We start from the raw sequence: 26305 nt of genomic DNA, 5'->3' as shown, positions 1-26305 counted from the left end.
TCGATCCTGACGTCTGGAAAGGGGCTCCGCGTCAAATGAGCTTCAGCCCTCTGAAGCTCGAATGGCCGTGACGGCCGACGATCAGATGGTCGTGAACCGTAATGCCGAACGGCTGCGCGATCACGGCGATGTCTTTGGTCATGCGTATGTCGGCGGCCGATGGCGTCGGGTCTCCGGAGGGATGGTTATGCGCGAGGATGAGCGCGCTCGCGCCGAGCTCCAGCGCCCGTCTGACGATTTCGCGAGGATAGACGGGCGTATGGTCGATGGTGCCGACGCCCTGCACTTCATCGGCGATCAGCGCGTTGCGCTTGTCGAGAAACAGGATGCGGAATTCCTCGCGCTCGGCGAAAGCCATCGCCGTTCGGCAATAATCGAGCACCTCCATGAAGGAGGAGAGCACGGGACGCTTCTGCAAGGCGCCGCGCGCCAGGCGTTTCGCGGCCGCCTCGACAAGCTTGAGTTCGACGATCGCTGCGTCGCTGAGGCCGTCGACTTCGCGCAGCCGCTCCGGCCGCGCCGTCACAGTCTCGGCGAAGGAGCCGAAGCGGGCGATCAGGGCCTTGGCGAGCGGCTTCACGTCGCGCCGCGCGATCGCGCGAAACAACAGCAGCTCCAGCATTTCATAATCGGCGAGCGCGGCTTCGCCGGCGTCCATGAAGCGATCGCGCAGACGCTGGCGGTGACCAAGATAGTGTGGCGAAGAATCGCGCGACCCTGGGCCGTCGCTTGTTGCGGCGTCAGCCGCCTTCCTCATGCGTCGGCGCGCGCGGCTGAGGGATTGTCGAGCCCCGCCGGCGACTTCGTGAAGACTTCCACGCCCGTTTCGGTGACGCCGATCGAATGTTCGAATTGCGCGGACAGCGAGCGGTCGCGCGTGACGGCCGTCCAGCCGTCCGACAGGATTTTGACCTGCGAACGCCCGAGATTGATCATCGGCTCGATGGTGAAGAACATGCCGGGACGCAGCTCCACGCCCTGGCTCTTCGCGCCATAGTGCAGAATGTTCGGCTCGTCGTGGAAAACGCGCCCCAGCCCGTGGCCGCAGAAATCCCGAACGACGGAGCAGCGCTCGGCTTCGGCATATTGCTGAATCGCCGCGCCGATGTCGCCGGTCGTCGCGCCGGGCTTGACGACGGCGATTCCACGCTGCAGCGATTCATAGGTGACATCGATCAGTCGCTGCGCCCGCCGCGGAATTTCGCCCACGGCGAACATGCGGCTGGCGTCGCCGTGCCAGCCGTCGAGGATGAACGTCACGTCGATATTGACGATGTCGCCTTCGCGGAGCGGCTTGTTGTCCGGCACGCCATGGCAGACGACATGGTTGATCGAGGTGCAGATGGATTTTCGATAGCCGCGATAGTCGAGCGGCGCGGGATAGGCGCCATGCGCCATCGCGAAGTCGAAAACGAGATCGTCGAGCGCTTGCGTCGTCACGCCCGGCTCGACGTGTTCGACCAGCATGTCCAGCGCCTCCGCGGTCAGTTTGCCGGCGGCGCGCATCCCCTCGAAGTCCGCGGGGCCATGCAGCTTGATCTGTCCGCTTTTGCGGGCGGCGGGCGCGAGATGGGATTCGATAAAGGTCATGTCACGCGGAGGTTCGGCTTTCCGGGCGGAGATTCCCCGACAAGGTAATCGTTTGAGGCCGCAACGCAAGGCTGCCGGGCCGGAGGGGCTTTCCGCCGGCTTTCGGGGCCTTGCCCGGGGGGCGCGGCGGCGCAGGGTTGGCGTTCGCCGCCGCCATGGTCATAATCGGCGGCAGGGAGGCCGGCAATGGCGCAAGAAACGGCTGGCGACAAGCCGGCGAGCGCGGCGGTTCTCGTGATCGGCGACGAAATATTGTCCGGCCGCACGCAGGACGTGAACACACGCTACATCGCGAATTATCTCGCGCAGATCGGCGTCGATCTGCTCGAGGCGCGCATTGTGCCCGACGATATGGAGGCGATCGTCGAGGCGCTCAACGCGCTGCGCGCCCGCTACACCTATGTCTTCACGACGGGCGGCATCGGGCCGACCCATGACGACATCACCGCCGACGCGATCGCCCGCGCCTTTGGAGTCGAGATCGGCGAGGACCCGCGCGCCATCGCTTTGCTGAGCGAGCGCTTCGCCGAGGCGGAGCTCAATTCGGCGCGCCGGCGGATGGCCCGCATACCGAGCGGCGCGGAATTGATTTTCAACGCCATTTCCAAGGCACCGGGATTCTGGATCGGCAATGTGATCGTCATGGCCGGGGTGCCGATGATCATGCAGAACATGATGGATGTGGTCGGGCCGCGGCTCGCCGCGGGTCCGCCGGTGCTGGTCGAGACGGTCGAGGCGCATGGCGTTTCCGAAGGCGCCTACGCCGCAGGCTTGGAGGAAATCGCGCGCGGCCATGTCGGCGTGAGCGTCGGCTCCTATCCCGCCTTCACCAGCGGCGGGATCAGGAACCAGATCGTGCTGCGCAGCCGCGACGCGACGCTGCTGGCGCAAGCGACGGAAGCGGCGCGGGCGATGATCGCGTCGCTGTCGAAGGAACTGGCGCTGAAGGCGTGACCTGCGGAGGCTCGAAGCAAATGCATGGGTCTGACAAGGTTTTTCCGGTCTCCTGGGACACGTTTCATCGCGACGCGCGCGCGCTCGCCTGGCGTCTCGCCTCCATCGGCGGATTTTCGGCGATCGTGGCGGTGACCCGCGGCGGACTCGTGCCGGCGGCGATCGTGGCGCGCGAACTCGGAATCCGGGTCGTCGAAACCGTCTGCGTCGCGAGCTATCACGAGGAGCGGGAGCGCGGCGAGGTCCAGGTGCTGAAGCCGCTGACCGACACGATTCTCGCGCGGCCGAGCGCCGAGGTGCTGATCATCGACGATCTTGTCGACACGGGGGCCACGGCGAAGGCGGTGCGCGACATGCTGTCCGACGCGCATTTCGCCACGGTCTACGCCAAGCCGCAGGGCCTGCCGTTGGTCGACACATTCGTCACCGAAGTCTCGCAGGACACCTGGATCTTCTTTCCCTGGGACACCGGCCTGTCGTTTCAGGCGCCGATCGGCAAGCCCGACGCCAAGCCGCGCCGCCGGGCATAAAAGTTTGGCGTTCGGATACGGCGCCGCCTATATACGAGCGGCTCGCGGGCGTGGCGAAACTGGTAGACGCAACGGACTTAAAATCCGTAGGGCCGCAAGGCCTGTGCCGGTTCGATTCCGGCCGCCCGCACCAGAACGCATCGCCGCGATGACCGCCGCGCGCTGCAAATCGGCCCCGCGGACAGCGGCGGGGCTCTTGGTCCGCTACTTGCTAACGCCTCACAGAAATTGATTTGCTGAAGGCGATCACGATGGCGTTCACCACAATCTGCAACACCGGTTCCGTGAGCGAAGGCGGCATGGGCCTGTTTCACGCCGGCAAGAAGAGCGTGCTGCTGGTTTGGCCGACCGGCGGCGAGCTCAAGGCCTATCGCGGGCGTTGTCCGCATGCCGACATGCCATTGAGCGAAGCCACCTTCAACGGGCAGACAGTCACCTGTCCGCACCACCAATGGGGATTCGACAGCACAAGCGGCAAATGCGTGACGCATCTCGTCCGCAATGCGCTCCACCCTTATGAGATTCGCGTGGAGGGCGACGAGATTCAGGTCGACGTCGGACCGGTCAAGCCGGCGCGCGCGCAGGCGTAGGACCGCCGAACGAGCCAGTCGCGCGGCGGCGGCGGGAAACATCCGTGTCTGGTTCCGCGCATAACTCTCGTTGCGGCGTCGGCGCCGGCGCTAGTTTTCCGCAGCGTTCTCCGCCAGCCGGCTTCGTTTGCGCGCATAGAGAAAATAGATCGCGAGCCCGATCGCCATCCAGATCGCGAAACGCTCCCAGGCGACGGCGGGAAGCCGCGACAGCAGCCAGAGTGAGAAGGCGACGCCCATCAGCGGCGTATAGGGCACGAAAGGCGTGCGGAAGCTGCGCGCCGCGTCGGGACGCGTGCGCCGCAGCACGATGATCGACGAACAGATGACGACGAAAGCGGAGAGCGTGCCGATATTCACCAGCTCCGCCACTTCCTTGATCGAATACAGCGCGGCGACGAGCGCGGTCAGCGCGCCGGCGATCAGCGTCGGCCGATAGGGCGTGTGGAATCGCGGATGAACCTCCGCAAACCAGCCGGGCAGCAGGCCGTCGCGGCTCATCGCGAACCAGATGCGCGCGCAGGCAAGGAGAAAGGCGAGCATGACGCTGATAATGCCGGCGACCGCCGCAAGCGATACGACGAAGGCGATCCAGGGCAGGCCGATCGACGCGAACGCCGTCGCGACCGGCGCCGGATTGTCGAGCGTGTCGTAGCGCACGACGCCGGTGAGCACGAGCGACATGGCGATATAGAGCGTCAGCGCCACGACCAGCGACAGGAGAACGGCGCGCGGCACGTCGCGCTGCGGCGCGCGGGCTTCTTCGGCCGCCGTCGTCAGCGTGTCGTAGCCGAACACGGCGAAGAAGACGACCGCCGCGCCCTGCGCCACGCCGGAAAAGCCGTAGGGCATGAAGGGCGACCAGTTTTCGAGGCGCACATAGGGCGCGCCGGCGACGATCACCAGGAGCGCCGCCGCGATCTTCACGACGACCATCACGGCGTTGAAACGCGCGCCAAGCTCGATGCGCAGCGTCAACAGGCCGGCGACGCCGAGCGCGCCGAGCGCGGCGAAGAGATCGACCGCCCGGCCCGGACCGGTGCCCGACGCGCCGCTGGCCCAGTCGGGAAGAGCGAGGCCGAATTGCGCCAGGAGCGCCTGCAAATAGGCCGACCAGCCGATCGCCACAACGGCGACGACGAGCGCATATTCAAGCAGAAGGTCCCAGCCGATAATCCAGGCGGCGAGTTCGCCCAGCACCGCATAGGCATATGTGTAGGCGCTGCCGGCGACGGGGATCATGCCGGCGAATTCGGCGTAGGAGAGCGCCGCCGCGGCGCTCGCGACGCCCGCGATGAGGAACGAAAGGGCGACGCCCGGCCCCGCCTGAGTGGCGGCGACCACGCCGGTCAGCACGAAAATGCCGACGCCGATGAGGCCGCCGAGGCCGATGCCGGTGAGCTGCCAGACGCCCAGCACGCGACGGAACCCGCCGGGCCGGTCGGCTTCCGCTTGCAGCGATTCGATGGATTTGGCGCGCAACAGCGAGGAGGACAGCTTCATCAATCAGGCCCGTCGGCGGGCGGTCCGCCACGACGTCCATAGGCGATCCGGCCGGCGCTGTCATGGCGTTCCGCAGGGCGGCGCCGACAGAGGCGGCGCAGACGAAAAAAGAGCGGCCCTGGAAGGCCGCTCTTTCGTTTGGCGAAACGACGCCTACTTCGTCGCCGCCTCCAGATGGGTCAGCGCCTCTTCGGCGTGTTTGGTCGCAACGTCGGCGTGATTCTGCTTGCCGTGATCAATGGCCATTTCAAGATGCGACACGCCTTGCTTGGTGTGCTCGTTCGCCTTCTCGGCCTCGGCCGCCTTGGCGTGTTTCAGCGCTTCTTCCGCATGCGTCGTCAGCGCGTCGGCCTTTCCTGCCTTGCCTTCGCTGATCGCCTGCTTGGTGTGGGTGATGGCTTCACTCAGATGGTCCTCTGCATAGGCCAGTCGCGGAGCGAAAAAGGCTGCGATGGATAGAGCCAGTGCGGTTGCAAAGATTCTGCGATTCATAGGCATCTCCTCACTGCTTGCGCCGCATGATCCGTAATATGGTCATTTTCGCTGCAGTATCGAGGGCTGATCCTTAGCCTTGACGCCAATCGCCGAGAACGCCTGCGCGCGCGCCTGCTTTGCGGCGCGCTCACTGGCGGTCGGCCGCGTAAAGTTCGCAACTTTCGCCGAATTCCGCCAGCCCGCCCTCGAGGAAAGAGGCCAGAAGGGGAACGCCGAGGAGATAGGTCGACGTCGCGCCCTCATGCCGGGCCCGCGCCTGCCTGACCGCCTCATTCCATTCGCTCGCGACGAAGTCGCCGCGACCCACCCACATCAGGGCGACGAGCTCGACCTGCTCATCGATGTCCATCGATTCGATGAAGGACGAAATCTCCTTGCGAATGGTGGGAAAGGCGTCTTCGGTCAGCACGCTGACGAAACCGTCGTCCGTGGCGTTGGAGGCGTCGGGTTCGACGCCTTCGTCTTCGCTTTCAAGCTCGCGAGCCTTGACGACGATGAAACAGACTTTGTCCGTATTGATGGTGGGCATTTTTCCTTCGCTCCCGTTCTGAAAGCCCGCTTGACCTTCGCCCTTGCCGCGAAAGGCGGCCATTTGCATATATCTCTCTCAGGCGAGATTTTTACCCAAGTCGACGCCGTCTTTTTTGGAGCAGGACATGCGTGTCGGCGCGCCGCGGGAAACCAAGGACAATGAATATCGCGTCGGCCTGACGCCTTCTTCGGTCGCCGAACTCGCTCATGCCGGACACGACGTCTTCATCGAGCGCGGCGCAGGCGAGGGCGCTGGTCTGTCGGATTCGGACTATTCGGCGGCGGGAGCGAAGCTCGTGGACGGTCCCGAGGCGCTCTTCGCCGCGGCGCAACTGATCGTCAAGGTGAAGGAGCCGCAAAGGCGCGAGATCGCCTATCTCCGCCCTGACCAGGCGCTTTTCGCCTATTTTCATCTTGCCGCGGACGCTGAGCTGACCCGCGCGCTGATGGCGAGCGGCGCGCATTGCATCGCCTATGAGACGGTGACGGCGCCCGGCGGCGGACTGCCCCTGCTTGCGCCAATGTCGGAAATCGCAGGGCGCCTCGCCCCGCAAGTCGGCGCGCATTTTCTCGAGAAGCAGGCGGGCGGCCGCGGCGTTCTGCTCGCCGGCGCGCCGGGCGTGCCGCCGGCCGATGTCCTCGTGCTCGGCGCCGGCAGCGTCGGCGCGCAGGCGACGGCCATTGCGCTCGGCATGGGCGCCAGCGTGCTTGTCGCCGACCGCAATCCGGAGGCGCTTCGGCGTCTCGAGACGCGCTTCGGTTTCGCGGCGCGCACCATTTATTCGACGCGCGCCGCGATCGCCGAGTCGGCGAAGCGCGCCGATCTCATCATATGCGCGGCTCTGGCGCCGGGCGCGAAAGCGCCGATCCTGATCACGCGCGACATGCTGACGACGATGAAGCGGGGCGCCGTGATCGTCGATGTCGCGATCGATCAGGGCGGGTGCTGCGAGACGTCGCGACCGACGAGCCATTCCGATCCGACCTATGTCGTCGACGGCGTCGTGCATTACTGCGTCACCAACATGCCCGGGATCACGCCGCGCACGTCGACGTTCGCGCTCAACAACGCCACCTTGCCCTTCGTGCTGGCGCTCGCCAACAAGGGCTGGCGTCGCGCCATAGAAAATGATCCGCATCTTCGCGCCGGATTGGAGGTCTCGTCGGGCCGCATCCTGTCGCCGCCGGTCGCGGCCGCGCATGGCCTGCCGCTGTCGTCGCATCTCGATGTCTTGGACAGCGCCGGGGCCGCATAGCGTCGCTTCCACGAAGAGCAAGGCCCGTGCGACCTTTTCGCCGAATTTCCGCGACAGGCTGCTCTGTCCGGCGGAGAGGACCCGATATTGCATTGTAATATTTCGAGCTTATCTCGCCGAAGCGCATCCTCTCGACGCCCGGCCATAGAGCTTTTCTCATCAGCGCGCAGTTGTTAGACCAGAATGACGCGGCGGCGCGAAGCGGCGCCCGCGCATTTTGAAACGGGACAGGTTAGGGCATGAGCGCGAACAAGGACCAAGACTCCGCGGCCGGCCGGAGACGACGGGCCCCGGCGGCGGGCAAGGTCCCATCGCGCGACAAAGCCGCGGCGCCGAAGAAACCGGCGCGCAAGGCCAAGAAAAAATCTGTCGCTGAGAACACCTCGGCGGCCCCCGCGCCCGCGCTAGAGGCTGTTGTCGCCAAGCCCAACAGCGCCGGCGCGCTCGCGCCGCCGCCCGGCCTGGAAACATTCGCCAAGCTCGACATCGAAGCGATGGCCGACAATATGGCGCAGCTTGTGGATCAGGGCCGCAAGGCGCTGGCTGCGGCGATCGGCGGCGTCAACCCCGACGAGGCGCGCAGCGAACTCGCCGCGAGCGTCGCCGACGCGACGAAAACTCTCGGCGCGGTCGCCGAATATTGGCTGTCGAAGCCTGAACGCGCCGCCGCCGCGCAAGCCGACCTCTACAGCGGCCTCAGCGAAATCTGGCGCCAGACGCTGCGCCGCTACGGCGGCGAGGATGTCGCGCCGATCGTTCCTTCCGATTTCTCGGACAAGCGTTTCGCCGGTCCTGAGTGGAACGAAAATCCATTCTTCGATTGGCTGCGGCAATCCTATCTGCTGGCGTCGCGCTGGGCCGGCGACATGGTCGAGAGAACCGAAGGCCTCGACCCGCAGACGAAGGCCAGGGCGGTCTTTTACACGCGGCTGATTTCGAGCGCTGTCTCGCCGTCGAATTTCGTGCCGACCAATCCCGAACTGCTGCGCGCGACGATCGACGCGAAAGGCGAGAATCTCGTCCGCGGCTTGAAGATGCTTGCGGAAGACATCTCCGCGGGCGGCGGCGTGCTGAAGATTCGGCAGAGCGCGGACCGCAAATTCGAACTCGGCGCCGATCTGGCGAACACGCCCGGCAAGGTGATCTGGCGCAATGACGTGATGGAGCTCATTCAATATGAGCCGACGACGGCGGAGGTCTATGCGCGGCCGCTGCTCATCACCCCGCCCTGGATCAATAAATTCTACGTGCTGGATCTCAACGCCGAAAAAAGTTTCGTGCGCTGGGCGGTCGAGCAGGGCTTCACGGTCTTCATCATCTCCTGGGTCAATCCCGACGAGAGCAAGGCCAAGAAGGGCTTCGAAGCCTATATGCACGAAGGCGTGCTGACCGCGCTTGATGTGATCGAAAAGGCGACGGGCGCGCGCAAGGTGACGGCGGCGGGCTATTGCGTCGGCGGCACGCTGCTCGCGCTGACGCTCGCCTATATGGCTGCGACCGGCGACGATCGCATCGACAGCGTCACCTTCTTTGCGACGCAGGTCGACTTTTCAGATGCAGGCGACCTGCAAATTTTCGTCGACGAGGCGCGGCTTGCGGCGCTCGATGAAAGCATGGCGCGCACCGGCTATCTCGAAGGCGTGAAGATGGCCAACGCCTTCAACATGCTGCGCCCGAACGAGCTCATCTGGAACTATGTCGTCAACAATTACATGAAGGGCGTCGAGCCTGCCGCGTTCGATCTCCTGTATTGGAACTCCGATTCGACGCGCATTCCGCGCGCCAATCATTCCTTTTACCTGCGGAGCTGCTATCTCGAAAATCGACTCGCGCGCGGCGAGATGGTCATTGACGGGATCCGGCTGAATCTGCGTCAGGTTCAAATTCCGGTCTTTGAGATCGCGACCAAGGAGGATCATATCGCGCCGGCGCAATCCGTGTTTCGCGGCGCGAAGTTCTTCGGCGGCGACGTGACCTTCGTGCTTGGCGGATCGGGCCATATTGCGGGGATCATCAATCCGCCCTCCAAGGACAAATATCAGTATTGGACAGGCGGCCCTGTGCAGGGCGTCTTCGAGGACTGGATCAAGAAGGCGAAGGAGACGAAAGGCTCCTGGTGGCCGCTCTGGCTGGCCTGGATCACGGCGCAGGCTCCCGAAAAAACGCCCGCGCGCCAGCCCGGCGGCGGCAAGCTCAAGGTCATTTGCGACGCGCCCGGCGAATATGTGCGGGTGCGTGGATAGGCGCCGGCGTCGCGCTTTAAGCCGCACGTTTTGGTCGGAACGCCAGATGGCGTTTGTCGATTTCCGCAACAAGGTCGCGCTTCGAACTGCGCCCATGCGTCGGCAAGAACGGCGGGCGTCGACTCACGCTCCGCATGTGGGGCGAGCGCGATCTCAAGCGGAGTAAAGGTCGCGGCGACTTCGGGGAGGGATTCATGAAAAATGAAGAGCGACGCGTTGCGGGCGTTTGGCGCGTTCTCGTCGTCGGTGCGTGCGTCGTCGGAGGAGGCGGACTCGCCTGCGCGCAGGCGATTTCGCCCGAGGCGCTCGTCGCGGCCTATCCCGAACAGCTTCGCGGTCTGGATGGCGATTCGCTTGTTTGGCGTGAAGGAACGAAGCAGCCGCTGTCGAATGGATCGCGCGACAAGAGTTTCGACGAAAAGCTGAGAAACGCTTCGCTTCTCGATCAGCTCAGCCTGCCATATCCGAAGGGTCCGCTGTCTCAGCCGCCGGGACCGCAAGACGATCCCGGACGTTTTCGCAACGCCGCCTTTTTCGACAAAATGTATGGCGACTGCGATCGAGGAGAGACGCAGAAGCGCCTGGTGACCATCGCATGGGTCGGCGGGCAAAAACTGAAGGCGACGTCGGTCAATGGCGTCGCCGAGAAGTTGCGAAGCGTCGCTCGCGAGCTCGAAACTCTGCCGGCGGATTTGAAGCGCTTCGCCGTTCCGAGCGCAGGAACATTCAGTTGTCGGGTGGTGAAGGACACGGGAAAGCGGAGCATGCACGCCTATGGCGCCGCGATCGACGTCAATGTGAAATATTCGGATTACTGGCTATGGAGCAAAGGCGCCTATCGCAACCGGATCCCTTATAAAATCGTCGAGATTTTCGAACGCCACGGATTCATCTGGGGCGGAAAATGGGGGCATTACGACACGATGCATTTCGAATATCGGCCGGAGTTTTTCGTCGGCGCCCCACATAAGGAGAATTCGGACAAAGCGCCGCATTAACTGAGATGCATGCGCGCGCTAGATTGGAATCCTTGTAGGGAGAACGAAAAATGAAAAAGACGATCTTTCTCTCCGTCTTCGGCGCCGCCGCAGGCGCGCTTGTCGGTTTGACGATGCTGGGCGCGCCGTCGCCCGCCCGTGCTCAAGACGCCGCTTATATGTCCTGCGGCGAACTTTGGTATGCGCGAAACGCGATTTACGCGCGCAACGGCTATTGCTTCAAGACCCCGCGCGCGCGGGCCGAGTTCGGACGCGGCTGTTTCCCGCCCTATGGCGCGTTGCGCGGCTGGGAACGCCGTCGCGTGAACGAATTGCAGATGTGGGAAGCGCGTAAAGGGTGCTGATCCGTTTCGGCCGACGCCTGCGCGCGCCGAACGCGAAGTTCCGTCCTGACGCAAACGTCGAACTGGCGCCGGATCGGAAGGCCGGCGCCAGACGGCTTACGTGACGCCTCCGCGATCTGTTGGAGGCGGTTCATGCGCCGGTCTCGCGCAACGTCGCGCCATAACGGTTGGCGTCGGCCATGCGGCTTGAAGCTCGGACAAATTTCGTAACAACGAACAGTTTCTCGACGCGACGCCGTCGGCGGGATGCGGAGGTTTGTCGCCTCTGCGAAGGCGCCGGCGCTTGGCCATCGCAAATACGCTCCGGACGCGTGCGGCGCTTATCGAGACGCGGCGGAAAATGATCGATCGACAGCGCCGAAAGCGAGTCATTTCCGGCGATTCTCTTTTGCCATAGATTGGGCGGTCAGCGTCGCGTTCGGGTTTCTCCCAGTTCACGCTCTCGATTAAGCTCCCCGATGTCCATCCGGACCAGCGCGGCGATAAAGGGAGACAGTCCGACAGATGAATATTCTCGGAATCAATTCTGTCTTTCACGAATCGTCGGCGGCGCTTGTGGTGGATGGGAAGGTCGTCGCGGCCTGTGAAGAGGAACGCTTTTCGCGCGTCAAACACGCCAAGGAGGCGCGGGTCGACAATCCGCATGAATTGCCCGAGCAGGCGATGCGGTTTTGTCTCGATTATGCCGGCCTGCGGCCTGAAGACGTCGACATCGTGGCCTATTCCTTCGAACCGCGGTTGCGCCGCACCAAATTTCGTTCCGAATGGTGGCCGGACAGCAGTCTCGAAGACGTGTTTCTGAAGTGGCTGGACGAGGTCGACGACGCCGTGGCGCGGCTGATGGGGCGGCGCTTCGGCCGGGCGCTCAAATTCGTGCCGCATCACCTCGCCCACGCCGCGTCCGCCTATTATCCTTCGGGCTTCGACAAGGCCGCGATCTTGGTGGTCGACGGAATCGGCGAGGCCGATTGCACCATGCTGGCGCGTGGCGAAGGCGGCCATATCAGCGTTCTCGCGAGCCTCTCCTATCCGCACTCGCTCGGCTTCGTATGGGAGCACACGAGCGTCTATCTCGGCTTTTCCGCCTATGACGCCGCAAAAGTCATGGGCCTTGCAGCCTATGGCGATCCGGAGGCGTTTCAGCGGGAGTTCGCCTCGATCATTCAGGTCACGGAGCAGGGCTACGCCGTGGACGCCGCGGCGATCGGCTTCAATTCGCTCGAACCGCGCGGGCTCGACGCGCTTTTTGGTCCGCGGCGCGCGCCGGACGGCGACTTCCTTCCCCACCACATGAATGTTGCGGCGGCGCTTCAGAACGCGACGGACCTCGCGGCGCTTTCGCTTCTGCGCCGTCTCGAACGCGAGGCGCCGGGCGGCGCCCTATGTCTGGCCGGCGGCGTCGCGCTCAATTGCGTGACCAATGCGCGGCTCGCGCAGGCAAGCGGCTTCAGCGGCATTTTCATTCCGTCCGCGCCGCACGACGCCGGGACCGCGATCGGCGCCGCGCTTGTCGCGCATTGCGCGCAACGCGGGGCGAAGCGGCCGACAGGCGGCGCAACGCCCTATCTCGGACCTGAATATGACGAGCGGGAAGCTCTGGCGGCCGTCCGCGCCGCCGGTCTGAAGCCGCGCAAATGCAAGGATGCGCCTCGGGAGGCCGCGGAGATGATCGCCGACGGCAATATCGTCGGCTGGTTTCAAGGGCGGATGGAGTTTGGTCCTCGGGCGCTGGGCAATCGGTCGCTGCTGGCCGATCCGCGTCGGCCGGACACGCGCGCCATTCTCAACCAGAGGGTGAAGCACCGCGAAGACTTTCGGCCGTTCGCGCCGAGCGTGCTCGCGGAACATGCGGACGATTGGTTCGATCTGGGGCCGGCGTCGCTCAGTCACGAATTCATGCTCTTCGCCTGTCCGACAAAGCCGGGCCGCGCGGCGCGCATTCCCGCCGTGCTCCATGAGGACGGGACCGCGCGCGTCCAAATCGTGCGCCGCGCCGCGAATCCCCGTTATCACGCGCTGATTTCGCGATTTTTCGAGCGGACCGGCGTGCCCCTGGTGCTCAACACTTCCTTCAATGACAATGAGCCGATCGTCTGCACCCCGTCCCACGCCGTCGCCACCTTTCGCGGGGCCGGTCTCGACGCCCTGTTCATGGGCGACATTTGCGTCACGTCCGAAAGCTGATGCGCATGCATCGATCGGCCTCGGGCGCGGCCAAACAGGGGGCAAGCATTTGATTCGCTGGCGCGACCCGCGTCGCGCGCCGACCCGGGCATTGACGACCGGGGGACGGGTGCTAGACTAAAGCCGTTGGGGCCGCATTTACTTTTTGGGGAGGTCGGGCAATGGCGCGTTCATCGGACCATTCTAAGAGCCCAAATCGAAGCGCAAAGGCGCTCGGCGTTATCGGTGTCTCTTTCTCGCTCGCGGGGGCCGCCTGCGCAGAGAGCGCTCCGGCCGAGGCTGCGACCGAGCCGGCGACCAGCAATATGCGGTTGATGGACATGGACCTCCATGAACAGGAGGTGTTCGACGTCGGCCTCAGCTCCTTCCGTCTGTTCGATCGTGAGGACATTGGCGAAGCCAAGTCCGAAACCGTCGCCTGGGGACGCGGCTGTGGCGGATGCCGCGGCTGCGGCGGTTGCAGAGGATGCCGCGGCTGTGGCGGTTGCAGAGGATGCAGAGGCTGCAGGGGCTGCGGCGCCTAAGTCCTTTTCCATAAGGTTTGACGTCAAGCGGGCATGCGCCGCGGGAGTTCATCAGAGCCCGCGGCGGCGGGTATCCATGTCCTATGCGCGCGCGAATCGCTGCTGCGGGTGCGCGGCGTCGCCCGTCGCGTCGCTGGCGGAAGAACTGAGGAGGCCGGCGGTCGATAGATGGCGATGGAAGCGCCCGCGCGACAATTGGAGGCGCAAGCCGGCGGGGCGCTTCGCTTTGCGCCGAATTTTGCGGTCTATATTTTTCCGCCTGACGTCGTCTGCCTCTATTCCGAGAACAGGAAGTTCTTTTTGCGCGGCGCGCTGTATTGCGCGCTCGCCGAACGCATCGCCGCGGGCGAGGATCAGACGTCGATCGTCCATGCGCTCGCCGCCGAGTTTCCCGTGGCCAAGATCGAGGAGGCGTTCAGGCGGCTGACGGATCGCCGCTTCGTCGTCCCCTCCGACGCTGCGCAGGACGTGACGGCCGCCTATTGGGCAAGCCTCGGTCTCAGCCCCGACGCCGCGGGTGAAAATTTGCAAAATGTCAGCGTGGCGATCGAATCGCTGGGCGTCGGCGGCAAAGAGGAATGCGCAGACGCGCTGCGCGGCTTCGGCGTCAGGCTGGTCGATGGCGGCGGCGATCTTACCGTCGCGCTGGTCGGCGATTATCTCGACGAGCGGCTCGCGGCGTTCAATCAACGCCAGCTTGAAGCGAAGGCGGATTGGCTGCCTGTTCAGCCAACAGGACTGTTTCCGCTCGTCGGCCCGATTTTCAGCCCCGGCAAAGGCGCCTGCTGGAGATGCCTGTCCGATCGGATGAAATGGAACCGGCAGGTCAAAGCCTTTCTCGATCGCAAGGCGGCGCGCTGCGTCTCGGCTTCGCCGCTTGGCGCAGAGACGCTCGGACGCAGCGGCGTCTCGCTCGCCGCCGTCGAGATCGGCAAAGCCATCGCCAGCGGATTTCGCACGGACCTCGGCCAGCATATCGTCAGTCTCGACATGCTGGGCTCCGAAGTGGCGCGCCATTATGTGCCGGCGCGGCCGCAATGCCCGGTCTGCGGCGACGCGCCGTCGCGGGATCCCGAACGCCAGCCGATTCCCATCCGGCTGCGCGCCGGCGGCAGAATCGTCGTGACGAGCGGCGGCTATCGCTCCATGACGCCCAGCGAGACCGTCGCCCGCTATCGCAAACATGTGAGCCCGCTGACCGGCGTCGTCTCGCATCTCGAGCGGATCAAGAGCGATCAGCCGCTCGACGCAAGCTTCCTCGCCCGCCACAACTTTTCGCCTCGTCCGGACACGGTCGACGCCCTGCAGGCTGGGTTGAGCGGCGACAGCTATGGCAAGGGCAGCATCGCGGAGCAGGGCGAAGCCAGCGCCCTGATGGAGGCGATCGAACGCTATTGCGGGATCTTTCAGGGCGACGAGATCAGGGTCGCGCGCCGCTTCGTCGATTTCTCGGCCGGCGAGGCGATCCATCCCGAAGAGATCGTCCACTACAGCGACGCGCAATATGGAGAGGGCGCGCAAGGCTGCTGCTCCAGCGATGAGGCGCCGCGCCGGTTCGATCCTTCGCTCGAGACGGAATGGTCGCCCGTCTGGTCGCTGCGCGACGAACGCTTCAAATATGCGCCGACCGGCCTTCTCTATTTTTTCCACAATTCGGATTGCGGCAACGCGCTGAGCGCGGACTCGAACGGCTGCGCGGCCGGCAATACGATCGAAGAAGCGATCCTCCAGGGGTTTCTCGAACTCGTTGAGCGGGACGCCTATGCGATCTGGTGGTACAACCGGTTGCGGGCTCCGGAGATCGATCTCGACAAATTGCGCGACAGCTATGTCTGCGACCTGCGCGCCGCCTTCGCCGCAATGGGGCGCGACGTGTGGGCGCTCAACGTCACCACAGACGTCGGCATTCCCGCCGTCATCGCCGTGGCGCACTGGAAGGATGAGGGACGCGAGTTCATCGAAGTCGCCGCCGGCGCGCATTTCGATCCCCGTATCGCGACGCTGCGCGCGATGACCGAGCTCAACCAGTTTCTCGCGATCGAGCATTTGCGGGGACGGCCGGAACAGGACGGCGACGATTACGGGGGCGATCCGCTGCCGCTGCGTAAGCACGCTTATTTGCGCCCGAAGGGCAAGGCGAGTTTCGGCCGGTCGCGCTTCAAGGATTTTGCGACCCGCGACCGCCGCGAACAGGTGCGCGCCTGCGTGGCGCATATGGCCAAAAAGGGGTTCGACTTCCTCGTGCTCGATCAGACGCGGCCCGACATCGAGGTGCCCGTCGTGCGGGTGATCGTTCCGGGCCTCAGGCATTTCTATCGCCGCTTCGGACCTGGCCGGCTCTACGACACGCCCGTCGCGATGGGCTTGCGTCAGCGCCCGACGCGGGAACGGGATCTCAATCCTTTGCACCCACGGACATAAAATTGAGCGCCGATCGGAGCCGCGCGCCCGCAATGCTTCTCGCCAAACTGGGCCCTGGGGTTTCCCTGGACGAAGAGGCGGGCGGCGTCCTTCGCGCGCGGTTCGATCGTGAAACGCTGCTCCTCGGGAAGTTCAGCGCCGCCTCCCTCCGCCACGCGTCCGAATTCGCCACGGGCCGCCCGCTGTCGGCCGTCAGGAGGAATGAGGGCCCCGAGGACAAGGAGCTGCGCGGGCTGATCCAGCGGCTCGCTCTTCACGGCCTCGTCGAATACCGGCTTGCCCGCGGCGCGGGCGGACGGGACATTCTGGTCGTCGAGCCGCAGATGCGGGATTATCGGCCGAACCTTGAGAAACTCGACGCCGCGCGTCGATTTGTTCTTTCGCGCTTCGCCTATCTGCGGCGGCGCGGCGAGGACCTGATTTTGGAATCGCCTCTGGCTGGCGCCGCATTTCGCCTTTGCGACGCGCGCGCGGCTTCCGCCATTGCGCTGCTCGCGACGCCGCGAACGCTCGCCGAGTTGCGCAGCGAGCCGGATTTCCCCGGAGAAGAATTTCTCGCGCTGCTTGTCGATTGCAGGATCGCCTTCGCGACCGATCCGGGCAAAGCTTTGCGCGCAGGCGAGGGCGATGAAGATCTCGCGCTTTGGGAGTTTCACGATCTTCTCTTCCATGTTCGCAGCACCAACGGCCGCCACGCCAATCCAACCGGCGGACTTTACGCCCATGCGGATCTCGTCCCGCAGCCGCCCGCGGCGCGGCCCGCTTGGCCTGGCCCGGCGATCGAGCTCGCCAGGATCGCCGACGCGAATGATTCCGCTGTTGCGGCGCTGCTGCGCAAACGGCGTTCGGAACGCATCTTCGACGATGCGCATCCAATCACCCTCGCTGAAGTCGCGCGATTTCTCGACGGCGCGGCGCGGATCGTTTCGCGCCAACGGCTGATCGAAGCGGACGGCGCCGAGATCGAGATCGCCGCACGGCCGTACCCTTCCGGCGGCGCGAGCTACGAGCTGGAGCTTTATCTTGCCGTCGACAAATGCGACGGACTGGCGCGCGGTTTCTATCATTATGACGCGGATCGCCATGCGCTCGTGGCGATCGAGGTCACGCAGCGCCAGCTCGAAGCGATCATCGACGACGGCCAGTTTGCGATGGGCGCGCCCAAGCCGCCGCAGATCATGATCACAATGGCGGCGCGCTTTGGACGCGTGTCGTGGAAATACAGCGGCTTCGCTTATGCCCTGGTCTTGAAGCATGTCGGCGTCGTCATGCAGACGCTCTATCTGATGGCGACGGAGATGGAGCTTGGCGCCTGCGCCATCGGCGTCGGCGACATCGATCTCTTCGCCCGGATGACCGGGCTGCCGTTTCACGTCGAAGGCGCGGTGGGCCAGATGGCGATTGGCCGGCCCGCGCCCAACGCGTGACGCGCCGGCATGGATCGCCGTGATGAGTCCCGATCGTCACACGGCGCCGCCGCCGCTTCGACAAGACGCGATTTTCTTCTTAAGGCGGGCGCCTGTGCGGCCTCGGCGGGGGCCGGCGGCGCATCGGCGGCGATCGCGGCGCAAGAGGTCGCAGCGCAGGCGCTTGCGCCCTCGGAGTGGGATTACTGGTCCGCTGGCGACCTTGTCGCCGCGCTTCGGGAGCGGCGCATATCCGCCTTGGAGCTCACGGATCGCGCGATCGCGCGGATCGAGGCGCTGGATGCGGGCGTCAACGCCGTGCCGGCGCGCGACTTCGAGCGCGCCCGTGCGGCCGCCCGCGTCGCCGATGCGGCGCTCGCGCGCGGCGAGAAGCGCGCGCTGCTCGGCGTCCCCGTCACTGTGAAGGAATCCTTCAATGTCGCCGGATTGCCGACCAGCTGGGGCGATCCGCGCTTCAGGCGTTTCACGCCGAAGGACGACGCGCTCGCCGTGTCCCGATTGAAAACGGCCGGCGCCGTCATTCTCGGCAAGACGAATGTGTCGCAATGGCTGAGCGATTGGCAGAGCTACAACCCGGTCTACGGAACGACGCACAATCCGTTCGATCCTTGCCGCACGCCGGGCGGATCGTCCGGCGGCTCGGCGGCGGCGTTGGCGGCGGGGTTTTGCGCGCTCTCGCTCGGCTCGGACATGGGCGGGTCGATGCGCGAGCCGGCGCATTATTGCGGGATCTACGCCCATAAGCCGACACAAGGGCTTGTTCCGCGCAGGGGCCATGCGCGTCCGGGCGCGGCGCCCTTGCCGGAGGAGCACGAACTTGCGGTGATCGGCCCGATGGCGCGCAGCGCCGCCGATCTCGCGCTGGCGCTCGACGTCGTCGCCGGGCCGGACGAGATGACCGCGGGCGTCGGCTACGGGCTCGCCTTGCCGCCGCCGCGTCACGATCGGCTGAGCGACTTTCGAGCGCTGATGATTGACGCGCATCCGCTGGGACCGACCTCGCACGTCGTGCGCGAGGCGCTCGCGAGATTGGCGGAAAGGCTCGCGCAGGCCGGCGCCAAAGTCTCTGACGAACGCGCGCGCGCGCCGGATCTCGCACAAGCGACGCGTCTGCATGCGCGCCTGCTGTCGGCCTATTGGGGCGCCGGTCTTCCGTTCGGCACCTATGAAAAACTTTTTCGAGATGCGGACTCGCGGTCTTTGCGGGACCAGAGCCTCGCGGCCGAGCGCGCCCGCGGCGCGGTGCTGAGTTTCCGGGAGTGGCGCGGCGCAGAGGCTGAACGCGCGCAACTGCGGCGGAAATGGCGCGAGTTCTTCCACGACTTCGACGTGGTTCTTTGTCCCGCCGCGCCGACGACGGCGTTTCCGCACGATCATTCGATGCCGCTCGAGGCGCGCCGCGCCCGCATCGACGGCAGGCTCTACGCCTATCTGGATGTCCACACGATCTGGGCGGCGCCGGCGACGATCGCCGGACTGCCCGCGACTGTCGCGCCGATCGATCACGACGGCTCAGGCCTGCCGATCGGCGTGCAGATCATCGGCCCCTATCTCGAGGATCGCACAACGATCGCCTTTGCGACGCAGCTTGAGCGCGCCTTCGGCGGATTCACGCCGCCTGCGATGAATGGTGCGCGGCGCGTCTGCCGGTGACCATGCGCCGCGTCCTCAATTCGGGGCGACGCCCAGGATCGACACCTTCGCCGTCGTGATCTCGGTCGGCCACAGGACTTCCGTCAGACCGGTCGCGGCTGCGACGCGTTGACCCTTGGGCGTCGAAAAGGTGATGACGCCGCCGCCGACGGCGCCGCCGATCTTCTCGCCCCACAGCCTGCGTCCCGTCGCCGCGTCGAGCGCATAGAAATTTCCGCCCATATCGCCGAAGAAAACAACGCCGCCCGCCGTCGGCGCGACGCCGCTCTGCACGGGATAGTTGGTCTTGGCGCGCCAGCGCCATCGCCCGCTGTCCGCATCGACCGCATAGAGCCAGCCCGCCCATTGGAACACCGGATCGGCTTTGCCCCACATGTTGAAGGGATTGATGGAATCCTCTCCGGACCAGGGCGTGAATATCGGCGCGCCCTCGATCTCCTTCTCAGGCTCGATTCGGACAGTCGTGCACCATTGAACCTCGCCGATGAGAACAAGATTGTTCTGCGGGTCGTAGGCGGGTCCGTTCCATTCGGCGCCGCCCACCGAACCGGGACAAAAATGCACGCTCCTATCCGCCGCGAAAGGAACGTCGGCGTTCTCGATCTTCGTCACCGGGACCCGATAGAGCCGTTCTTTCGTGTCGAGATCGAAGCCATAGAGATGCCCGTCCTTGGGCGCGACCAGCATCATGCGCCGGCCCGATGCGGTCGTGACCAGCGCCGGCGCGCTGGAGACGTCCCAATCATGCCAATCCTTGGGCAGCAGCTTGAAATGCGCGCGATAGGCTCCGGTCTTCGCGTCGAGCACGATCACCGAATTCGCGTAGAGATTTTCGCCCCCGCGCAGCATCACCGCAAAGTCCGGCGCCGGATTGCCGCCCGGCACATATAGCAGTCCCGTCTGCGGATCGAGCGTATAGGACGTCCAGGTCGCGCCGCCCGAGATCGGCAAATTGGCGGCCATTTTCCAGCTCGACGCGTCGAGCGGCGTTTCGCCCTGCGGGCCGCGGGTCGGATCGCCGGGCTGTTTGGGGACCAGATAGAACTCCCAGACGATCCGTCCGGTCGCCGCGTCGAGCGCATACATGCGGCCCTTCACGCCTTTGAAGTCGCCGCCCGCATTGCCGATGAACACGAGGCCGTTCCAGGCGATAGGCGCGGCGGGCGCGCTCTCGCTCTTCCTGGGGTCGGCGATCGCGGTTTCCCACAGGCGTTCGCCGGTCTTGAAATCATAAGCGAGCACGCGCCCGTCCTGCGTGCCGCGGAACACGCGCCCGTCTAGATAGGCGACGCCGCGGTTCACGCCCTGAGGCGTCGCCGGCGTATAGTTCTCATGTTTGCGCCAGTTTTCACGGCAGGTCGTCGGGTCGATGGAAAAGGTGTCATATTCGGTCGCAAAGAGCAGCGCTCCTTCCACCATCAGCAGACCGGAGTTGAAGCCGGTGTATTGGCCGGTGTCGTAGGTGCAGAGCACTTTGAGCCGTGCCGCGTTCTCGCGGTTGATCTCGTTTAGGGAGGAGAAGCGGTCGGAGGTGAGCGTCTTGTTGTAGCTTGGCCAAAGACCATCGTCAGGCGGAACAGGGCGGGCTGCGGCGGCCGTGTGCGCAGCATCAAAATCCTGCGCGGTCTCGACTATCAGCTCGCCCTTGGGCGCATTGAGATAGCGCACATAATTTATGCCCATGGCGGCGATCGGAACGAAGGCGTTCCAATTGGCGTAGATCGCGCCAGCGGCCGCAACGCCGACGACGGCCGTCACGCCAATCGCTATTTTTGTCGCTTTCTTCATCGGCCCGCTCCTCTCGCCGGATGACGTCGGCTTGCAAAAAAGCAGAAGCTTCCAGCGTCCCGAAGCCTCCAGCGCCGAAGCTTCGCCGTCCTTGCTCAAAATTCAGCGCCGCCCGTCTCCCCCGCGCGGGCGGCCAGGCCAGTTTGGAGGCTCGACGCGACGTCTCGGCGCAATGGCGAAAAATCGCGCTACTGCAGCGTTGGGAAGCGCACCGTCGCCGCCATTCCGGGACTGAGGGCGTGATTCGGATCGCGCGCGGCAATCCCGACAATCGTCTCCGCGCCGGCTTGCGCAGGTTCGATCTTCGTCACAGCGCCTGAAAACGTCTGGCCCGGGAGGTCGTCCACGGTGATGACCGCCGCATCGCCGACTGAGATCCGGCCGCCTTGCGCGGCGTCGATCGTAACGTCGACCTGCGCCGAATCCGGCGCAACGACGAACAGCGGCGTTTTGGCTTTTGCCGAAATCTTGTGGCCCTGCGCGACATTGCGCGTGCGGATCGTTCCCTCGATCGGCGAAACGATGCGCGTCTCGCCGACCGCGGTCTTGGCCGCCGTCAGCGCGGCCTGCGCGCGCTGAACGTCGCTCTCGGCGCGCTCGACCTGCGCCTGCAGTCGTTCGACCGATCGTCGCAGCCGGCTGACGGATCTGCTGCGTGCGCCGGCGGCTTCCCGACGCTCGAGAGTGGCGCGCGCGGCGCCGAGCGCTTTCTGGTTGCGTTCGAGGCCCGCCGCGGCCGCGCGCAATTCGTCAGCCGTCTTGTCGACGGCCGCCTGAAGCGGCTGCGGATCGATCTCGACGCAGACCTGGCCCGCTTCGACATGCATGCCTTCTTCGCATTGAACGGACGTAACGACGCCCGAGACGGGCGCCTCGATCGACTCCGGCGCGACGGAAGCGACGACGCCCTGCGCGCGCACGACATCCTCGGCCGCAAGAGTCTCCTGATCCATCTGCGCCAATCCGTGGCCGGGCATCACATTGTGGCTGAGATGCGCCATGATCCATAAGGAGCCGCCGACGACCAGCGTGACGATCAGCACGCCGAATGCGAGCGCAAGCGCATTATTGGTGTTGTCCGGCGCCGTGGTGAGGTGGAGAAAAAAGACGAGATGCACGCCGATCTGGGCGATCGCCAGGGCGACCAGCGCCATGGTGATGCCGGGTCCCCAAATCAGATCCGTCCGAACGAGAAGGAAGGACGCGGCGGTGAGAACGGCGGCGAGCGCGAAGCCGATCGTGTAGGTCAGGAGACCTTCACGCACGCTGTGGTCCGGCGCGTCCATAAACCCAGGCGCGACGTCCGCGGCGTTTTGTCCTTCGGTCTCGCTCATCGCCCCTCTCCGATCAAATAGACGACCGTGAATATCGCGACCCAGATGATGTCGAGCACATGCCAGAAGAGATTGAAGCAGATCAGCCGATGGATGATGGGGCCGAAGCCCTTGACGAAGAGCTGCGCCATCATCGTGCCGAGCCAAAGCAGCCCCACGCTGACATGGGCGCCATGCAGGCCGACGAGCGCGAAGAAGGACGAGAGAAAGGCGCTGCGATCAGGCCCCGCGCCATTGGCGATCATGCCAGAGAATTCATGCGCCTCCAGGCCCAGGAAGGCGAGGCCGAGCAGGCCCGTCGCGAGCAGCGCCGCCTGCGTCCAGACATAGTTGCGCGCATTCGTCGCCACCGCGGACAGGCCGCATGTGAAGCTTGATGCGAGCAGACAGGCGGTTTCGATCGCGACCCGCGACGGATCGAACAGTTCTCGGCCGGTAGGCCCGTTGTCGGTCGCCGTCTGCAACACCGCATGCGCCGCGAAAAAGGCGGAGAACATGACGATGTCGCTGAGCAGGAAGATCCAGAATCCGAAGGCGATGATGACGCGCTCCGACGCCGGCCCGGCCTCGCTATGGCTCGTCGCCAAGCCCTCGGCGCGGCCGAGCCCGTAGGGGTCGAGCGGTCGGCCGCGCGGGGCGGGCTGCGCCTCGATCGTCGTCATGCCGTCTCGCCTTTCTCGGAATGCTGCGCGAGCCACGCGGCGCGGCGTTCGCGGTAGGCGCGATCGATGCGCGCCGCTTCCTCGGCGGAAATTTGCTCCTCGGGAATTTCGCGCCACGCGTGCCAGACGAACACGGCATAGGCGGCGACAAGGCCGAGGATCGCGAGCCACCAGATTTTCCACACCATCGCGAAGCCGGTGATCGTCGCGAAAAAGCCTGTCACGAATCCGGTCGCGCTATTTCTCGGCAGCTTGATCGTTTCGTAGCGCTCGTCGTTCTGCGGACGGGCGATCGCCCGCCGCTTGAGCTCCTGATATGGCTCTTCGCCATAGACGGTGGGCTGCACCGCGAAGTTGAACTTCGGCGGCGGCGACGAGGTCGCCCATTCAAGCGAGCGGCCGTTCCAGGGATCGCCGGTCTCGTCGCGGAGTCGTTCGCGCTGCCGGATGCTGACGACGAGCTGGATCACTTGGCAGATCAAGGCGACGCAGAAGAGGAAGATGCCGACCATCGCCGCCAGTATGAAGGGGCGCCACATCTCCATGTCATAGTGCTGCATGCGGCGCGGCATGCCGAGCAGGCCGACCATGTAGAGGGGGATGAAGACGGCGTAGAAGGCGGCGAGCGTAAACCAGAAGGCGGCCGCGCCCCAGCCTTCGTGCAGGCGGAATCCGAAGGCTTTCGGGAACCAGTAGGCAATGCCGGCGAAGGCGCCAAACACCACGCCGCCGATGATGGTGTTGTGGAAATGGGCGACGAGGAAGAGACTGTTGTGCAGAAGAAAATCCGCGGGCGGAACCGCGAGGAGAACGCCCGTCATGCCGCCGATCACGAAGGTCACGAGGAAGCCGAGCGCCCACAGCATCGGCGTCTTGTAGTGGATGCGGCCGCCATACATTGTGAAGAGCCAATTGAAGACTTTGACGCCGGTCACGACCGCGATCACGCTGGTGGCGATGCCGAACGCCGCATTGACGGTGCCGCCCGCGCCCATGGTGAAGAAATGATGCAGCCACACCAGAAAGGAGATGATGCAGATGCCGAGGGTCGCGATGACCATTGACCGATAGCCGAACAGCGGCTTGTTGGAGAACGTCGAGATGATTTCCGAAAAAATGCCGAAAGCGGGCAGGACGAGGATGTAGACCTCAGGGTGCCCCCAGGCCCAGATCAGATTGATGAACATCATCATATTGCCGCCGCCGTCGGCGGTGAAAAAATGAAAGCCGAGGTAGCGGTCGAGAGTGAGCATGATGAGCGTCGCCGTCAGGATCGGGAAAGCGGCGACGATCAGAAGATTGGACGCAAGCGCGGTCCAGCAATACATCGACATCCTGAGATAGCCCATGCCGGGCGCGCGCATCTTGAGGATGGTGGTGACGAAATTGATCCCGGTGACGAGCGTGCCGACGCCGGAAATGAGCAGCGCCCATAAATAATAATCGACGCCGACGTCGGGCGAGAACTCGAGCTCGGAGAGCGGCGGATAGGGTAGCCAGCCGGCGCGCGAGAACACGCCGACGACGAGCGAGATATTGACAAGCAGCGCGCCGGTGGCGGTGAGCCACAGGCTCGTCGAGTTCCATGTCGGAAAGGCGACGTCGCGTATGCCGAGCTGTAGGGGGATGACGAAATTCATCAGCCCGATCATCATCGGCATGGCGGCGAAGAAGATCATGATCGTTCCATGGGAACTGAAGATCTGATCGAAATGCTCCGGAGGGAGATAGCCCTCAGCGCGATAGGCGTAGGCCTGCTGCGAGCGCATCAGAATCGCGTCGGCGAAGCCGCGCAGCATCATGACGCAGCCGAGCACGATATACATGACGCCGATGCGCTTGTGATCGACGCTGGTGATCCATTCCTTCCAGAGATAGGGCAGGTGGCCGGCGAGCACGATCCATGCGGCGATCGCGATGCAAATGGCGATGACGACCCCGCCGGCGATCAAGGGCAGCGGCGAATTCCACGGAATGGCGTCCCAGGACAGATTGCCAAAGAAGTTCATTGCGACGCCTCCGGGCACGCGACGACGGAAGCTTTCTGTGCGCCCGTCGCAGTCGACGGCGAGAATTTCCCGTTAACGATCTGGGTGAAGAGAGATGGCGCGACGGAGCGGTAGACGAAGGGACGCACGTTCTGGCTCTCGCGCATGAGAGCGGCGAAACCGTCGTGATCGAGATCGCAGGCGCTCTTGCGCGCATCCGCGACCCAGCCGTCAAAATCCTCCTTCGATTTGACCCGCACGTTGAAGCGCATGCCGGCGAAACCGTCGCCGCTGAATTGCGTCGACAGGCCCCAGAGATCGCCCAGGTGATCCGCCTTCAAATGGAGCTGCGTGATCATCCTGGGCATCGCGGCGATCATGCCTCCGAGTTGCGGCACAAAGAACGAGTTCATCACCGTGGCGGAGGTGATGGAGAAATGAACCGGAGTTTCGACCGGCACAACGAGCTCGTTGACGCTCGCGACAGACTGCTCCGGATAGATGAAGAGCCATTTCCAGTCGAGCGAGACGACCTGCACCTCGAGTTCCTTGCCGGCGGCGGCGATCGGCCGGAACGGATCGAGTCGGTGCGAGCCGATCCAGATCAAGCCGCCGAGAAAGAGAATGATCAGCAGCGGGTACCCCCAGTTGACGAGCTCCAAGCGTCCGGAGAACACCCAATTGGGAAGATAGCGCGCCCTGCGATTGGATGCGCGGAACCACCAGGCGATTCCAAGCGTCGCGAGAATCGTCGGCGCGACGATGACCAGCATGGTGGCGACTGAATTGAGGAGAATCTCGCTTTGTTCGGCGGCGATCTGACCTTTCGGGTCGAGCACGCCGCCAGAGCAGCCCGCCAACAGCAGCAGCGACGCCCCGAGCCCAACCGCTTCCAGTCTTCTGAAACTCCGCGCCAGACGGCGCCGCGCTGGAGGGTTCGGCCGCATGTGAACGATCTCTCTGAGTTAAGCGGTCTTTCTCAGTCGACAGAGCGGAATGGCGTGACGTGAATTCCGCCCGTCGTCGAAGGGCGGCCGACGAGCGATCGGAGGCTAAAAGCGCTTCGTGAAGGATAGGTCTCTGTCGCACGACAATCAAGGCAAAGAGTCGGCGCCGCGCGCGCCGCGGATCGCGTCACTGACGTCTTGGAATTCAAATTGCAGGATTCATCCAAGATCAGACGGCGCGCCGCGGCCAACGATTTCGGATCGAGCGATATGGCCTCGTGCCGGCGTTCAATTCGAACTATGTCTTTCAACTGACGTCCAGCCGAGGTTCGCTCGCCGTCTT

Annotated in this window: 21 protein-coding genes and 1 tRNA gene; 12 read left to right on the top strand and 10 right to left on the bottom strand. The window is 64.6% G+C overall.

The window, feature by feature from the left end; all coding sequences use genetic code 11:
• Positions 1 to 31: 31 nt before the first annotated feature.
• Entirely contained in the window at positions 32 to 757 is a 726-nt protein-coding gene (gene radC / locus AB7F41_RS09165) for a RadC family protein (protein WP_428380750.1), read from the bottom strand.
• Entirely contained in the window at positions 754 to 1590 is an 837-nt protein-coding gene (gene map / locus AB7F41_RS09160) for a type I methionyl aminopeptidase (protein ID WP_428380752.1), read from the bottom strand. Before map ends, radC begins: the two co-directional genes overlap by 4 nt.
• Before the next feature lie 186 nt (positions 1591 to 1776).
• Here map and AB7F41_RS09155 point away from each other — a divergent pair, with 186 nt between their 5' ends.
• From AB7F41_RS09155 to AB7F41_RS09140, 4 genes are all read left to right on the top strand, one after another.
• Positions 1777 to 2544 (top strand): competence/damage-inducible protein A, encoded by a 768-nt coding sequence (locus AB7F41_RS09155; RefSeq protein ID WP_428380754.1) that lies wholly within the window; start codon positions 1777 to 1779, stop codon positions 2542 to 2544.
• A gap of 20 nt (positions 2545 to 2564) precedes the next feature.
• Complete coding sequence (gpt, locus tag AB7F41_RS09150) at positions 2565 to 3074, top strand: xanthine phosphoribosyltransferase (protein WP_428380756.1); 510 nt, start codon at positions 2565 to 2567, stop codon at positions 3072 to 3074.
• 44 nt (positions 3075 to 3118) lie between these two features.
• Positions 3119 to 3207, top strand: a tRNA-Leu gene (locus tag AB7F41_RS09145).
• 118 nt (positions 3208 to 3325) lie between these two features.
• Positions 3326 to 3664 (top strand): Rieske (2Fe-2S) protein, encoded by a 339-nt coding sequence (locus AB7F41_RS09140; RefSeq protein WP_428380758.1) that lies wholly within the window; start codon positions 3326 to 3328, stop codon positions 3662 to 3664.
• Positions 3665 to 3754: 90 nt separating this feature from the next.
• On the opposite strand, the gene AB7F41_RS09135 is transcribed toward AB7F41_RS09140, so the two are convergent.
• The 3 genes from AB7F41_RS09135 to AB7F41_RS09125 all read right to left on the bottom strand — a co-directional run bounded on the left by AB7F41_RS09135 (position 3755) and on the right by AB7F41_RS09125 (position 6254).
• Positions 3755 to 5167, bottom strand: coding sequence for an amino acid permease (locus AB7F41_RS09135; protein WP_428380759.1), 1413 nt, complete (start codon positions 5165 to 5167; stop codon positions 3755 to 3757).
• 153 nt (positions 5168 to 5320) lie between these two features.
• A complete protein-coding gene (gene smbP, locus AB7F41_RS09130; RefSeq protein ID WP_428380761.1) occupies positions 5321 to 5659 on the bottom strand; it encodes a small metal-binding protein SmbP in 339 nt (112 codons plus the stop codon).
• A 130-nt stretch (positions 5660 to 5789) separates the two neighbouring features.
• Positions 5790 to 6254, bottom strand: a complete 465-nt coding sequence (locus AB7F41_RS09125) for a DUF3775 domain-containing protein (protein ID WP_428380763.1) — start codon at positions 6252 to 6254, stop codon at positions 5790 to 5792.
• Positions 6255 to 6318: 64 nt separating this feature from the next.
• Here AB7F41_RS09125 and ald point away from each other — a divergent pair, with 64 nt between their 5' ends.
• From ald to AB7F41_RS09085, 8 genes are all read left to right on the top strand, one after another.
• Positions 6319 to 7449 carry an alanine dehydrogenase gene (ald, locus tag AB7F41_RS09120; protein ID WP_428380765.1) on the top strand — a complete coding sequence of 377 codons (1131 nt, stop codon included), beginning with the start codon at positions 6319 to 6321 and terminating at the stop codon, positions 7447 to 7449.
• Positions 7450 to 7688: 239 nt separating this feature from the next.
• Complete coding sequence (phaC, locus tag AB7F41_RS09115) at positions 7689 to 9692, top strand: class I poly(R)-hydroxyalkanoic acid synthase (protein ID WP_428380766.1); 2004 nt, start codon at positions 7689 to 7691, stop codon at positions 9690 to 9692.
• 194 nt (positions 9693 to 9886) lie between these two features.
• Entirely contained in the window at positions 9887 to 10690 is an 804-nt protein-coding gene (locus tag AB7F41_RS09110) for a M15 family metallopeptidase (protein ID WP_428380768.1), read from the top strand.
• Between the two features lie 50 nt (positions 10691 to 10740).
• Positions 10741 to 11034, top strand: coding sequence for a YARHG domain-containing protein (locus AB7F41_RS09105; RefSeq protein ID WP_428380770.1), 294 nt, complete (start codon positions 10741 to 10743; stop codon positions 11032 to 11034).
• A gap of 504 nt (positions 11035 to 11538) precedes the next feature.
• The gene (locus AB7F41_RS09100; protein WP_428380772.1) at positions 11539 to 13218 is read left to right on the top strand and encodes a carbamoyltransferase family protein; all 1680 of its coding nucleotides are present in this window, start codon (positions 11539 to 11541) and stop codon (positions 13216 to 13218) included.
• A gap of 692 nt (positions 13219 to 13910) precedes the next feature.
• Complete coding sequence (locus AB7F41_RS09095) at positions 13911 to 16163, top strand: TOMM precursor leader peptide-binding protein (RefSeq protein ID WP_428380774.1); 2253 nt, start codon at positions 13911 to 13913, stop codon at positions 16161 to 16163.
• Positions 16164 to 16195: 32 nt separating this feature from the next.
• On the top strand, positions 16196 to 17590 hold the full coding sequence (locus AB7F41_RS09090) for a SagB/ThcOx family dehydrogenase (protein ID WP_428380776.1): 1395 nt from the start codon (positions 16196 to 16198) through the stop codon (positions 17588 to 17590).
• A gap of 9 nt (positions 17591 to 17599) precedes the next feature.
• Complete coding sequence (locus tag AB7F41_RS09085) at positions 17600 to 19243, top strand: amidase (protein ID WP_428380778.1); 1644 nt, start codon at positions 17600 to 17602, stop codon at positions 19241 to 19243.
• Between the two features lie 15 nt (positions 19244 to 19258).
• Here AB7F41_RS09085 and AB7F41_RS09080 read toward each other — a convergent pair whose 3' ends face one another.
• From AB7F41_RS09080 to cyoA, 5 genes are all read right to left on the bottom strand, one after another.
• A complete protein-coding gene (locus AB7F41_RS09080; protein ID WP_428380780.1) occupies positions 19259 to 21031 on the bottom strand; it encodes a pyrroloquinoline quinone-dependent dehydrogenase in 1773 nt (590 codons plus the stop codon).
• A 188-nt stretch (positions 21032 to 21219) separates the two neighbouring features.
• Positions 21220 to 22365, bottom strand: coding sequence for a cytochrome o ubiquinol oxidase subunit IV (gene cyoD, locus AB7F41_RS09075; RefSeq protein ID WP_428380782.1), 1146 nt, complete (start codon positions 22363 to 22365; stop codon positions 21220 to 21222).
• Positions 22362 to 23027 carry a cytochrome c oxidase subunit 3 gene (locus AB7F41_RS09070; protein WP_428380784.1) on the bottom strand — a complete coding sequence of 222 codons (666 nt, stop codon included), beginning with the start codon at positions 23025 to 23027 and terminating at the stop codon, positions 22362 to 22364. The genes cyoD and AB7F41_RS09070 overlap by 4 nt, the downstream gene beginning before the upstream one ends.
• Complete coding sequence (locus tag AB7F41_RS09065) at positions 23024 to 25036, bottom strand: cbb3-type cytochrome c oxidase subunit I (RefSeq protein ID WP_428380786.1); 2013 nt, start codon at positions 25034 to 25036, stop codon at positions 23024 to 23026. The genes AB7F41_RS09070 and AB7F41_RS09065 overlap by 4 nt, the downstream gene beginning before the upstream one ends.
• Positions 25033 to 25962 carry a ubiquinol oxidase subunit II gene (cyoA, locus tag AB7F41_RS09060; RefSeq protein WP_428380788.1) on the bottom strand — a complete coding sequence of 310 codons (930 nt, stop codon included), beginning with the start codon at positions 25960 to 25962 and terminating at the stop codon, positions 25033 to 25035. The genes AB7F41_RS09065 and cyoA overlap by 4 nt, the downstream gene beginning before the upstream one ends.
• Positions 25963 to 26305: the final 343 nt, after the last annotated feature.

Source organism: Methylocystis sp., from assembly GCF_050251305.1.
Taxonomy (GTDB): domain Bacteria; phylum Pseudomonadota; class Alphaproteobacteria; order Rhizobiales; family Beijerinckiaceae; genus Methylocystis.
This window is presented reverse-complemented; position numbering and strand designations above follow the sequence as displayed.